This is a genomic window from Emergencia sp. JLR.KK010, assembly GCF_037018265.1.
GTDB lineage: Bacteria > Bacillota > Clostridia > Peptostreptococcales > Anaerovoracaceae > Senimuribacter > Senimuribacter intestinalis.
In genome coordinates, this window is sequence record NZ_CP143550.1 from 1,685,563 (window position 1) to 1,698,180 (window position 12,618).

General features: G+C 44.2%; 9 protein-coding genes and 1 riboswitch. Of the genes, 6 read left to right on the plus strand and 3 right to left on the minus strand.

Features of this window, described 5'->3' with window-relative positions:
• Positions 1-55 precede the first annotated feature (55 nt).
• Positions 56-1,468, minus strand: a complete 1,413-nt coding sequence (locus V1225_RS08080; protein WP_251617274.1) for a sodium:alanine symporter family protein — start codon at positions 1,466-1,468, stop codon at positions 56-58.
• Between the two features lie 94 nt (positions 1,469-1,562).
• A riboswitch (glycine riboswitch) is annotated at positions 1,563-1,665 on the minus strand.
• 431 nt (positions 1,666-2,096) lie between these two features.
• On the opposite strand from V1225_RS08080, the gene murC reads away from it, so the two are divergent.
• From murC to mfd, 5 genes are read left to right on the plus strand one after another with little or no spacing between them, the layout of a single operon-like run.
• Positions 2,097-3,473, plus strand: coding sequence for a UDP-N-acetylmuramate--L-alanine ligase (gene murC, locus V1225_RS08085; RefSeq protein ID WP_338546013.1), 1,377 nt, complete (start codon positions 2,097-2,099; stop codon positions 3,471-3,473).
• 11 nt (positions 3,474-3,484) lie between these two features.
• A complete protein-coding gene (locus tag V1225_RS08090; RefSeq protein ID WP_160203073.1) occupies positions 3,485-4,180 on the plus strand; it encodes a UDP-N-acetylglucosamine diphosphorylase in 696 nt (231 codons plus the stop codon).
• Between the two features lie 47 nt (positions 4,181-4,227).
• A complete protein-coding gene (locus V1225_RS08095) occupies positions 4,228-5,178 on the plus strand; it encodes a ribose-phosphate diphosphokinase (RefSeq protein ID WP_160203074.1) in 951 nt (316 codons plus the stop codon).
• 27 nt (positions 5,179-5,205) lie between these two features.
• Positions 5,206-5,796, plus strand: a complete 591-nt coding sequence (gene pth, locus V1225_RS08100; RefSeq protein WP_160203075.1) for an aminoacyl-tRNA hydrolase — start codon at positions 5,206-5,208, stop codon at positions 5,794-5,796.
• Positions 5,789-9,229, plus strand: a complete 3,441-nt coding sequence (gene mfd / locus V1225_RS08105; protein ID WP_338546015.1) for a transcription-repair coupling factor — start codon at positions 5,789-5,791, stop codon at positions 9,227-9,229. Before pth ends, mfd begins: the two co-directional genes overlap by 8 nt.
• Here mfd and V1225_RS08110 read toward each other — a convergent pair.
• Positions 9,168-10,502 (minus strand): MATE family efflux transporter, encoded by a 1,335-nt coding sequence (locus V1225_RS08110; protein ID WP_338546017.1) that lies wholly within the window; start codon positions 10,500-10,502, stop codon positions 9,168-9,170. The genes mfd and V1225_RS08110 overlap by 62 nt on opposite strands.
• A gap of 166 nt (positions 10,503-10,668) precedes the next feature.
• Complete coding sequence (locus tag V1225_RS08115) at positions 10,669-11,160, minus strand: stage V sporulation T C-terminal domain-containing protein (protein WP_160203078.1); 492 nt, start codon at positions 11,158-11,160, stop codon at positions 10,669-10,671.
• A gap of 165 nt (positions 11,161-11,325) precedes the next feature.
• On the opposite strand from V1225_RS08115, the gene V1225_RS08120 reads away from it, so the two are divergent.
• Positions 11,326-12,615 (plus strand): amidohydrolase, encoded by a 1,290-nt coding sequence (locus V1225_RS08120; RefSeq protein WP_338546018.1) that lies wholly within the window; start codon positions 11,326-11,328, stop codon positions 12,613-12,615.
• The last annotated feature ends 3 nt before the right edge of the window (positions 12,616-12,618 follow it).

Here is a 12,618-nt window from a genome sequence, read left to right on the forward strand (position 1 = left end):
AGGTTGTTTTAGGATGATTTGATTAAAAGTCGATATTCAATTTTGCGTAGAGGTCCTAGGCTCCTAGCTTAAGGTGTGCCTCTTTTTCAAAGAAGTCTTTGGTTTCTCTAGCAACAACGCCGCTAAGGGCAACCAGTGCAATCAGGTTCGGAATTGCCATTAGTCCGTTGAAAATATCAGCGATGGTCCATACTGCTTCAACGGTCAGGAATGGTCCAATTAGCACTGCAAAAATGTACAGCCATTTGTAAGTCATAAGAATACTTTTTTTCTTGCCTGCCAGGTATTCCAGACATCTTTCTGAATAATAGTCCCAGCCAAGAATTGTTGTGAATGCAAAGAATGAGAGACACATCATTAGAATGAACGCACCTGTGCTCTGACTCCAAGGGAGCCCTTTGCCGAAAGCATACGCAGTACATTCTGCACCTTCAAGGCCCTGCTCAGTTGCTCCTGTAATAATCAGGGTAGTTCCTGTCATGGTACAGATGATGATAGTATCAATGAAAGTACCTGTCATAGAAATCAATCCCTGTCTTACACTGGTCTTTGTCTGTGCTGCTGCAGCTGCAATTGGTGCGCTGCCAAGGCCTGCCTCATTAGAAAAAATTCCTCTTGCAACACCTTTTTGAACGGCTACCATCATAGCTCCAAGAGCGCCGCCTGCGACAGCTTTTAAGCCGAATGCGGACTGTACGATAGTGACGATGGCGGCAGGGAACGCTTTAATATTATAAAGAATAATAGCAAGACATACGACAACGTAAGTGATTGCCATAAATGGGACGATAATGGTGGTAACGCTGGAAATACGCTGGATACCTCCAATTACAACTAATGCTGTTGCAACTGCAACGATGATAGCTGTTGCAACTACTGCAATAGAGTATTCCGCTCCCAAAAGCGTTATGGTATGCTGACCGTTAGGATCCGCAAAGTTCTTTACAGCGGAGGCAATCCCGTTTACTTGTGTAATCGTACCGATTCCGAGAAGTCCTGCGCCGATTCCGAAAATCGCAAACAGCTTTGCAAGCCACTTCCAGCTTGTGCCCATACCTTTTTCGATGTAGTAGAAAGGACCACCCAGGGCATGTCCCTCTGCGTCGATGGTTCTGTACTTGATAGCGAGCACACCTTCGGAATACTTAGTTGCCATACCGAAGAAAGCTGCAACAATCATCCAGAACAGAGCGCCGGGACCGCCTGCAACAACGGCAGTGGCAACACCTACGATGTTTCCTGTACCGATGGTGGCTGCCATAGCAGTGCAAAATGCGCCGAAGCTGGTAACTTCACCTTCACCACCTTCTTCATTGCTGACCATAAACTTTAAGGCCTTTCCCAGTTTTCTGATTTGCAAAAGCTTAACACGGCAAGTCAAAAGAATACCGGTACCCATGATGAGCACGATGAGGGGAATGCCCCAGACGAAATCGTCTATGCTCTTGATTAATTCTGTGAAATTCATTGTTTCATCTCCTCTTTTTGATAATCTAAAGCAAAACAAAAGCCGAATTTAGCAAATTCGGCTCTGGAGGGATGACATAAGCTATTTAGATTGAACTATTGGCTCTGTCCTCTTTGCCTGAGATATCACGGATAGGCTGCTTAGACCTGCCCGCTTAAACCTTCGGCGACCTTTCGGTTCTCTCCAGAGAGATAGTTTTCTTTCAGACCGGCAGAATATCTTTGCCAGTCGACATGTAAACTAACGTACTAGAGTCTATCATACAAATTTAAGTTTGGCAAGGAATTTTTTGTACAAGGATACTTTCGCGCCTTTATTGTAGTAATAAGTTTTAGAAAGAAATAATCTCGAAAAAGTTTACAGCTATATTCTTCAACTTTTTTGTCAAATGGTAAACATTTTTGAGCGGAATATGTTATAATGATTCCAGAATAATTTTTACGGCGCTTCACAAGGTAGGAATCATTGAATCGCTCCTTTCGATTCAAGAGGGAAAGCGGAATAGTCGCGATATAATGATTCCAGAATAATTTTTACGGCGCTTCGTAAGGTCATTCACATAATTTTGGAAACAAGAGTCAAACTATGAGAATAGAGTAAATATAGATTAAATTTGGAGGAATAGGCAATGATTCAGCTGAGTGATTATAAAAATATACACTGTATTGGAATTGGAGGTGTAGGACTTTCTGCCATTGCAGAGATTTTACTGGCGAGAGGCTATCATGTTTCTGGCTCAGATATGAAGGCGTCAGATTTAACCGAGAATTTAAAAAGAAAAGGTGCAGAAATTTATATAGGCCATAGAGAATCGAATGTAGAAAATGCAGACCTGATTGTGTATTCTGCAGCCATAGCGGAAGAGAATCCGGAGATTGTCAGAGCTAGAGAAAAGAATATTCCGCTGGCAGGCAGAGCAGAGGTTTTGGGGACTTTAATGGATGATTTTGCAAACAGTATCGCGATTAGCGGGACCCACGGCAAGACTACAACCACTTCTATGGTTTCTTTAATTTTAAACAGTGCCAAGCTGGATCCGACCATCTTAGTTGGTGGCAATCTGGCTGAGATTGGCGGAAATGTAAAGGTTGGAGCGAGTCAGTACTTTGTAACAGAAGCGTGTGAATATAGAGATAGTTTTTTGGAACTTCGTCCTAAAATCGAAGTCATTTTGAATATCGACTCGGATCATTTGGATTACTTTAAGGATATCGACCATATCGTAAATTCCTTTGACCGATTTGCTAAGGCAGTGCCGGAAGATGGAAAAATAATTGCATATGATGCAAATCCTTTTGTCAGCAAAATTATCAAGGACATCCCTGGTGCCATCACCTATGGTTATAACGAAAGCTGCACCTATCATATTGCAGACGTGTCTTTTGACAGTGAAGGCATGCCTGTTTTTAATGTAAATTATCAGGGCGAAAATTTAGGTACAGTGAAGCTGAGAGTACCGGGTGAACACAATATTCTCAATGCGGTGGGGGCTTTTGCCTGCTGCCATCAGTTGGGGGTGGATTCAAAAATCATTATAGAAACCTTGGGCGCATTTAAGGGAACTCAAAGGCGCTTTGATATTGTTGGCACCACAGAAAATGGTGTTAAACTGGTAGACGATTATGCGCACCATCCGACGGAAATTAAGGCAACTTTGGCTGCGGCTCATAATATCCCGCACAATAAGCTGTGGTGCTTATTTCAGCCTCACACATATACGAGAACATTAGCTTTGTTCAATGATTTTGCTGCCTCCTTCGAAGAGGCGGATGTTTTGTTGCTTGCAGATATTTATGCGGCGAGAGAAAAGGATATCTATAAGATTTCATCTGAGGAACTTGCTGGAGAAATTAAGAAAGAACATCCTGACAAAAAGGTTTATTATATGAGCAGCTTTGAAGAAATTGCAAACTATGTAAAGAAGAATGCAGAAGCTGGAGATTTAGTTATCACCATGGGAGCAGGAGATATTTACAAGGTTGGCGATTTAATTATGGAGAGGTAAAGAGGAGTAAGATGACATATTTAGATTATAAAGAAAAGGAAGCCCTGCGCAAGCAGGTTGCTATTCGCCATCTGGAAAATGGGGTGGAGTTCGTCGATATCAACACTGCGTATATCGACGAAACGGTTACCATCGGTGCCGGCACCTTGATTGGTCCTTGCGTGACTTTGGAAGGGCAGACTTTTATCGGAGAGGGCTGCACCATTTATCAGAATACGAGAATTAAGGATTCTGTCATCTCTGACGGTGCGTCCGTGCAGAGTTCAGTGATTATGGAGAGTAAAGTGGGAAAAGGTACCAAAGTGGGACCTTTTGCCTATCTCAGACCGGGCTGCACCATTGGTGAAAACTGCAAGGTCGGAGATTTTGTGGAGGTCAAGAATTCGTCTCTTGGAGACGGTTCAAAAGCATCTCATCTGACTTACATAGGGGATTCAGACGTCGGAAGAGATGTGAATATAGGTTGCGGTGTGGTATTTGTCAACTATGACGGAACAAACAAGCATCGCTCAAACATTGGGGACGGAGCATTTATTGGCTGCAATACCAATCTGGTATCGCCGGTTTCTGTGGAAGACGGCGCATACATTGCTGCCGGAAGCACTATTACAGAAGATGTTCCGAAAGATTCTCTTGCAATTGCAAGGCAAAGACAGCGGAACATCGAAGGCTGGGCACGGGAAAAGGGATTATACAAAAAGAAATAATAAGTAACATGATTGGCAACAATCGAAGAAAGAAAGAGGTACAAAACATGAAAAACGGCGTTTTTTCGGATTTTAAAGTGTTTTCCGGAAATTCACACACGAAGCTGGCAGAAGAAATCGCATCTATTATGGGTAAGCCGCTGGGTAAAGCTACAGTAACAAAATTCAGTGATGGCGAGATTTCTGTCAATCTTTGGGAATCAGTCAGAGGAATCGATGTTTACATCGTGCAGTCAACTTGTGACCCGGTAAACGATAATCTGATGGAGCTGCTCATCATGATTGATGCCATGAAGAGAGCTTCTGCCGGAAGAATTAATGCGGTAATTCCGTATTATGGATACGCAAGACAGGACAGAAAAGCTAAGGCAAGAGATCCAATTACAGCAAAGCTTGTGGCAAATCTTCTGGTTGCAGCAGGTGCTGACAGAGTGGTTTCTATGGACTTACATGCAAATCAGATTCAGGGATATTTCGACATCCCAGTTGATCATCTGGTTGGAATGCCGATTCTGGCAAGATATTTTAAAGATAAAGCACTGGAAGATGTCTGTGTTGTATCGCCAGATCACGGCAGCGTAACTCGCGCAAGAAACATGGCGCAGTACTTAAATTGCCCGATTGCTATTGTAGATAAGAGAAGACCGGAGCCGAACAAGAGTGAGATTATGAACATTATCGGTAATATTGACGGCAAGAACTGCATTATTCTTGATGACATGATTGACACTGCAGGTACCATCTCCAATGCAGCAAATGCAATCAAGGAACTGGGAGCAAAGGCAGTTTATGCTTGTGCAACGCACCCGGTATTATCAGGACCTGCTGTTGAGAGACTGGAACAGTCCGTCATTGAAGAGCTGGTTCTCTTAAATACCATTCCAATGCCGGAAGAAAAGAAACTGGACAAGATGACTTTCTTGTCCGTTGCACCTCTTTTTGCAGAAGCCATGACGAGAATTTTCACCAATGGTTCTGTAAGTAAATTATTCGACTAATTTTCATGTAAAGGAATATAATTTGTTATGTATGTGATAGCAGGACTGGGAAATCCCGGAAAAAAATACGAAAACACCAGACATAATATGGGGTTTATTACCGTAGACCAGCTGGCAATAAAACATGACATAAAAGTAGATAAACTGAAATTTAAGGCGCTGGTCGGCGAAGGAAGAATCGCCGGCCAGAAGGTCCTTCTGGTAAAGCCACAGACCTATATGAATCTAAGTGGGGAGTCCATTCGCCAGGTCATGCACTTTTATAAGTTGGATCCCGAGAAACTCATTGTGATTTACGATGATATTGATATCGAATTGGGAGCCCTGCGCATTCGAAAATTCGGAAGTGCGGGTACTCACAATGGAATGAAATCAGTCGTCTATCAGCTGCAGTCTGACCGCTTTCCGAGAATCAGAATCGGAATCGGAAGCCAGAAAAAGGGAGACCTTGTGGATTTTGTAATTGGAGGATTTTCAAAGGAAGAAGTGCCAGTGCTGGAAGAGACGGTAACCAAGGCGGTCAGTGCAATTGAATGCATCTTAGAGGAGGATGTAGATATTGCTATGAACCGGTATAACACAAAAAAGGCAAGACCGAAGAAGGAAGAACATGAATAATAAGGGAATCATTAATATTTCAGGAATCTCTGAAAGCAGATGTGCACCTGTTATTTCCCATATACTGAAAGAAGAAGGACAGAGTCTGATTGTCACAGCCAGCAGCGCCCGTGCAGGGAGGCTGGCATCAGACCTTTCTTTTTTTTCGGAAAGGGAAATTTTGGTGCTGCCTGCGGAAGATCAGGTATTCTTGCGCTACGAGGCCAAGAATCACGACCAACTGATAGAACGACTCAAGATTTTAAAGGCGCTTAGGACAAAGGAAGATTGCATTGTCATAGCGCCTGTTTCTGCTGCCGTAAAAAAGATCACACCTCACAAAAATTTTGAATCTTCTTCCATGAAGATTTCTTTGGGTGACGATCTTGATTTGGGCAAGGTAAAAGAATCTCTGGTGAAGCTGGGCTATGAACGTATGGAACTGGTGGATACAAAAGGGCAGTTTTCCTTAAGAGGCGGTATTTTAGATATCTTTACGCCGGACAGCGAACTGCCGTACAGAATTGAGCTATTTGATACGGAAGTGGACTCCATTCGTAATTTTGATATTGAGACTCAGCGCTCTGTAGAAAATCTCCAGTTTGTGGAAATCTATCCGGCTGAGCATATGCTGGCGGATAAAGGGATTTTTGAAGAGGCAGCAAAGCTTTTGCATAGGGAATATACGGCGCAGGCAAAGCGGCTTTTGAAAAAGGGAGATGACTTTGAAGAGGCGGCGACCCACCTGGAAAAGCGCAGAGATGAGCTTTGTGAATATATTACCAATGTGTCTAATCTGCAGCTTCTGGAAAACTATCTTCACTATTTCTACGAAGAAACGGAATACCTTTGGGACTATATGGAAGGCGGCACGATTATCATAGATGATCCCGACAGAATTTGTGAATATTTGGATGCCAGAAGCACGGAAACGAAAGATGATTTTAAAATTTTCCTCGAGCGGGGGCAGGTGATTCCAAAGGACATGGAACTGCTTTCCGGCAGGGAAGACTTTTATAAAATTTACCAAAAAGAAAGTGTTTATGTGTTGACCCCATTCGCTAAGGCAATCAAGGGTGTGGAGCACTTTACGGCTGTTCACAGTGTGCAGAGCAGGCAGATGGTGGAGTTCGGCGGCAGAATGGAGCTTTTGGAAGCAGAGCTAAAGAATTATGCGAAGAAGCAGTATAAAATCGTCATTGCAGCATCCTCCAAAGAGAGAATAGGCAACCTGCGGGAATTTGCGCAGCGAATCGGACTCGACGAAAAAATCATCTTTGCTGAGGGAACTCTCAGCGCCGGAATGGATTTTCCGGAGGAAAAGATTTGTTATATCAGTGAAAATGATATCTTCTCCGGTCAAAATCTGCAGCGAAAGAAGCGAAAAAAGAAAAAGACTAAATCGGAACAGATTAAGTCCTTTGCAGACATGAGGAGCGGTGATTTTGTGGTTCACGAAAATCACGGAATCGGTAAATTCCTGGGTCTTGAGCAACTGACTGTGCAGGGAGAGCAAAAGGACTACCTGAAGATCAAATATGCCGGAAACGACATGCTTTACGTGCCTGTTGAGCAGATGGATATGATTCAGAAATACATTGGCTCTGATGGTGCGTCGCCTAAGATAAATAAGCTGTCCGGCGGCGAGTGGAAGGCAACGAAGGCAAAGGCAAAAGCCGCCATCGCTGAAATGGCACAGGAGCTTCTAAAGCTTTACGCGCAGCGGAAAATGCAGAAAGGTCATGCTTTCTGTGAGGATACAGTTTGGCAGAAGGAGTTTGAGGAGGCATTTCCATATACGGAAACGGACGACCAGCTTCGTTCCATCGAGGAAATCAAAGAGGATATGGAGCGGCCGCAGGCCATGGATAGACTTCTCTGCGGTGATGTAGGCTTTGGAAAGACAGAGGTTGCAGCAAGAGCTTTGTTTAAGTGCATTGCAGATGGCAAGCAGGCGGCAGTACTGGTGCCTACCACCATTTTGGCAAATCAGCATTATTACACGCTAAAAGAGCGTTTTGAACAGTTTCCACTCAAAGTAGAGATGTTATCTCGCTTCCGCTCGGAAAAGCAGCAGGAGCAGATTATTGACGCCCTTGGAAGGGGGCAGGTGGACCTTGTTATTGGCACCCACAGACTTCTTTCCAGTGATGTGAAGTTTAAGGATTTAGGGCTTTTGGTCGTTGATGAAGAGCAGCGTTTCGGAGTGGCACATAAAGAGAAAATCAAGCAGATAAAGCAGAACATTGATGTTTTGACTCTTTCTGCAACGCCGATTCCAAGGACGCTCAACATGTCGCTGACGGGCATTAAAGACATGAGTGTCATTGAGGAGCCGCCGGAAGAGCGATACCCGGTACAGACTTATGTGCTTGAGCAGGAAGATTTCATGATTCGTGAAATCATCACGAGGGAACTTGATCGAGGCGGGCAGGTCTTTGTGGTGTACAACAGGGTGCGGGGCATTAACAAACTAGCGGACAATATCAGAAGCCTGGTGCCGGAGGCAAGAGTCTGCGTAGGTCATGGTCAGATGAATGAACATGCCTTAGAGGATGTTATGCTGAGCTTTATCAACGGCGAACACAATGTTATGGTGGCGACGACTATTATTGAGTCGGGAATCGACATTTCCAACGCTAACACCATGATTATCATAGACGCGGACAAATACGGACTTTCTCAGCTTTATCAGCTGCGAGGACGCGTAGGCAGATCCAACCGCATGGCATATGCTTATCTGATGTATCAAAAGGACAAAGTTTTGACGGAGATTGCGGAAAAAAGGCTGAAAGCTATCAAGGAATTTACGGAATTTGGCGCAGGCTTTAAAGTAGCTATGCGTGATCTTGAAATTCGCGGCGCAGGAAATCTTCTTGGCAGCGAGCAGAGCGGTCATATGATGAACATTGGCTATGAGCTTTACTGCAAGCTGGTAGACGATGCAATCCGCGCTTTGCAGGGAGAGGTAGTAAACGACAACCAGGAAGAAATTTCCGTGGAGCTTGCGGTTACTGCCAATATTCCGACTTGGTATATTGAGAATGAAACTCTGAAATTGCAGATGTATAAAAAAATTGCCACTGTCAGAAATGAAAGTGACGAAGATGAAATTATCGATGAAATGATGGACCGCTTTGGCGATGTACCGCGGGAAACTTTGAATCTGATTCGCATTTCCAGGATCCGCAGCATGGCGGAGAATTTGGCTGTCTCCCGAATCTACGAGCAGCAGGGTAAGGTTATCGTGGCATTCGGCGAAAAGAATCCTCTAAACGGCTATGCCCTGATGAATGTGAGTGAAGCCTTCGGTATGAGAACATTTGTGCACGGCGGAGTAGAGCCTTACATCAGACTTACTGTAAAACCGACAGAAAAGCTGAAGGATACGGTTAAGCTTTTGCAGATTTTGCAGGAACAGAAGAGTGTAAAGCCTGCCGGGGTGAAAGCTTAATGCAGTAAAAAGATACTGCGAAAGTTAGTAGCTGCGAGCAGAGGGCTGCAATCCAGATGCCGGAAAGATTCCAAAGCCTGGGCAGAATCAAGAGCAGTATTAGCAAAAAGATTGGCTCTGCATAGACCAGCATATAGGCGAATCGGTTTTGCTCAGTGGCGTAAAATGCCGATGTAGTAACTTTGACAAATGCCAGCGGGATAAAGCCTGCCAGAAAATAGGGCAGCGTTGCGGCAACTTCCGCACGCACTGCTGCAGAAGCGCCGAACAAAGAAGCGGCACTTCCGCGAACAAGAAACAACAGTACCATGCAGATGGCAGCAAGAACCAGTGCAGTTCCGTAAGCCATTTGTCTGGTACTTTTTACGTAGTCGTGCTTTTGTTCACCATAATATCTGCTGATAAGAGGCTGGCAGCCGTCGCCGACGCCTTGCAGCAGAAGCAGGATAATCATAGTGATATAAGAAACTGCAGCATAACATGCCACTGCCATTTCTCCGCCGTAAATCATGGCGAATTTGTTCATGAGAATCAGGATGATGTTAGGTGAAAAAGTTAGACCAAAGGGAGTCAGGGCAACGCCTACGATGGCGGCAGCTTGTTTTTTCAGTATTTTTAATGGCGGCAGTGAAAAGCCGATTTTGTTCTTGACTAGGTAGAACAGAGCCAGCAGCATGGTAACACCTTGTCCAGTCATTGTGGCAGCAGCAGCACCAACAAGCGACCATTCCAGTTGCCAGACGAAAAGCCAGTCAAGGACTATATTGGTTAAAAAGCCGCAAATCATGGCAGTCATGGCAAAGAGAGAGCCGCCTAGATTTCTGATTAGGGGAACAAAGCCAGTGCCGAAGATTTGGAAAGCGGCTCCAAGGACAATGACTTTCAGGTATGCTGTGCCCATGTTTAAGACCTCGCCTTCCGCACCAAAGAGAATCAGCAGAGGTTTTGAGGCGAAGATGAAGAGAGCCGCGGAAGCGAAGGAAGATACAAAAAGCAGCAGGATTGTTACATGGAAGTAGCTATTTGGACTATTTTGTCTGTCTTGTTCACTTCCCAGATGAAGGGAGTACTGTACTGCACCGCCCATGCCGATACCGGTGCCAAGAGCTTGCAGCAGGGATGTAACTGGCCACGCAAAGTTGATGGCGGCAAGCCCCGCATCTCCTATGCTGTTTCCAATAAAAAAGCCGTCAACAATGGCGTAAACCCCTGATAAGGCAAAAGCTAGCACAGAGGGGACTACATAATAGAAAAAAACGGCATGTTTGCGCATGTTGTCGATTCTCCTTTAGAATAATATCGTGCTTTCAGTCTATCAAACGGGAAAGGTGTTTGTCAAGGCAGGGACATATTTTGAAACAGTAAATCTCCGTTCACTGGCAGCTTGTTTTTCCTGATACAATAAAGAGTGTGCAGCTAGATATGCACACTCTTTACTATTAGTCATATAATCTTTTCGCAATGAACTCAGCGCCGATTTCAGCAGCTTTCAGTTCTGCTTCGCCAAGGTCTTTATCCTCCGGCGCAAGGACTGTAATGGAGCCGATGGCATCACCTTGCGAGACGATAGGAACAATGAGTTTTCGTCCGCTTTGGAATCTATCTTTGGACTGAATGATGTGGTCCAGTTCTGCATCGATTTTGTCATTTGCAAATTGACGCTTCTGCTTGCCTGCAGCGGCAACAAAGCTGTCTGTGTCGGAAACGGCTACGGTGCTGCCTAAAATAGAAGAGGCGGTTTCAGCAAATTCTGCTGCGATTTGGCTCATATCACCAATTGGGGAATATTTCTTTAGAATAATTTCACCGCTTTCACCAGTATATATTTCTAAAGGGTCGCCTTCTCTGATTCTGAGGATTCTTCTGATTTCCTTAGGAACGACCACTCTTCCCAGGTCGTCGATTCGTCTTACAATTCCGGTTGCTTTCATGTAACTTATTCTCCTTTATTACAAATATTGTATCTCTAGTCTTTGCTTTGCTATGAAAAATATACCGGGCAATTTATAAAATCTTCATAATTTATCCGTTCAAACCCATTGGCATAAAAAGGGAATCATGTTACAATACCGGTATAACCTGATGGAGGAAAGAATATGCTTTTTAAAGAAATTACAATCTTGAATCAAAATTTTGAGATTGAACACGATATGTATGTCGGTACGAAGGATGACAGAATTATTTATATTGGCAAAGATACACCGATGGAAGATTTTGGAGAAATCTATAGCGGAAAGAACCGGCTGCTGATTCCGGGCTTTTATAATGCGCATGCCCATTCTCCTATGGCTCTCATGAGGGGCTATGGTGAAAATCTGGCGCTGATGGATTGGCTCAACACGCGGATTTTTCCTTTTGAGGACAGACTAAACAGCAATGCGGTGTATTGGGGCACGCTCCTTTGCATGGCAGAATCTTTGCGTTATGGTATTATATCTTCTTCTGATATGTATTATTTTATACCGGATATGGTAAAAGCTGTGGCAGATAGCGGCGCAAAAGCGAATATTTCCCGGGCAGTGGCAAATCCTATGGGTATGGATATTACAAAGCTTCCGTCCATGACAGAAGCCAGAGACGCAATCACACAGTTTAACGGTATAGAAAATGGCAGAATCATTATAGACGCCAGCATTCACGCAGAATATACAAGCAACGAAGAAACAGTAAGATGTGTAGCAGATTTGGCTAAGGAAATGGATGTGCGAATGCATGTACATCTGTCGGAAACAAAGTCAGAGCATGAAGAGTGCAAGGCGCGTCACGGCGGCATGAGTCCGGCACAGTATTTCAACCAATGCGGCATATTTGATGTGCCGGCAATTGCAGCACACTGCGTGTGGTGTGAAGGAGAAGACTTCAATATTCTAAAAGAGAAAGGCGTGACTGTCGCGTCAAACCCAGTCAGCAATCTGAAACTTGCCAGCGGAATCTGCAACGTGACTGAAATGCTGAAGCGGGAAATCCCTGTGGCTTTGGGAACAGACAGCGTGGCAAGCAACAATAACCTAAGTTTCTTTGAGGAGATGAAGACTTTTGCAATTTTGGCAAAGGTAAGAGAGCAGAATCCGACTGTAATAACACCAAAGCAAGCGCTTGAAGCAGCGACTATAAATGGCGCACAGGCACAGGGAAGATATGACTGTGGAGCCATAAAAGAAGGAAACAAGGCGGATTTGCTGGTGCTTCGCACAGATGTGGCTAACATGCACCCGGTGCATAATATGCTGAATAACATCGTATATTCAGCCACCGATGGTGATATCGTCATGACGATGGCAGATGGAAAAGTACTCTATAAAGACGGAGAATATACTACCATCGATATAGAAAAGACAATCTTTGAAACAGAAGCTGCCACAGCAGCAATTTTAAAACAACTATAGAAA

Coding starts and splice junctions, on each gene's coding strand:
- V1225_RS08080 (WP_251617274.1), bottom strand. CDS start 1,468: ATGAATTTCACAGAATTAATCAAGAGCATAGACGATTTCGTCTGGGGC.
- murC (WP_338546013.1), top strand. CDS start 2,097: ATGATTCAGCTGAGTGATTATAAAAATATACACTGTATTGGAATTGGA.
- V1225_RS08090 (WP_160203073.1), top strand. CDS start 3,485: ATGACATATTTAGATTATAAAGAAAAGGAAGCCCTGCGCAAGCAGGTT.
- V1225_RS08095 (WP_160203074.1), top strand. CDS start 4,228: ATGAAAAACGGCGTTTTTTCGGATTTTAAAGTGTTTTCCGGAAATTCA.
- pth (WP_160203075.1), top strand. CDS start 5,206: ATGTATGTGATAGCAGGACTGGGAAATCCCGGAAAAAAATACGAAAAC.
- mfd (WP_338546015.1), top strand. CDS start 5,789: ATGAATAATAAGGGAATCATTAATATTTCAGGAATCTCTGAAAGCAGA.
- V1225_RS08110 (WP_338546017.1), bottom strand. CDS start 10,502: ATGCGCAAACATGCCGTTTTTTTCTATTATGTAGTCCCCTCTGTGCTA.
- V1225_RS08115 (WP_160203078.1), bottom strand. CDS start 11,160: ATGAAAGCAACCGGAATTGTAAGACGAATCGACGACCTGGGAAGAGTG.
- V1225_RS08120 (WP_338546018.1), top strand. CDS start 11,326: ATGCTTTTTAAAGAAATTACAATCTTGAATCAAAATTTTGAGATTGAA.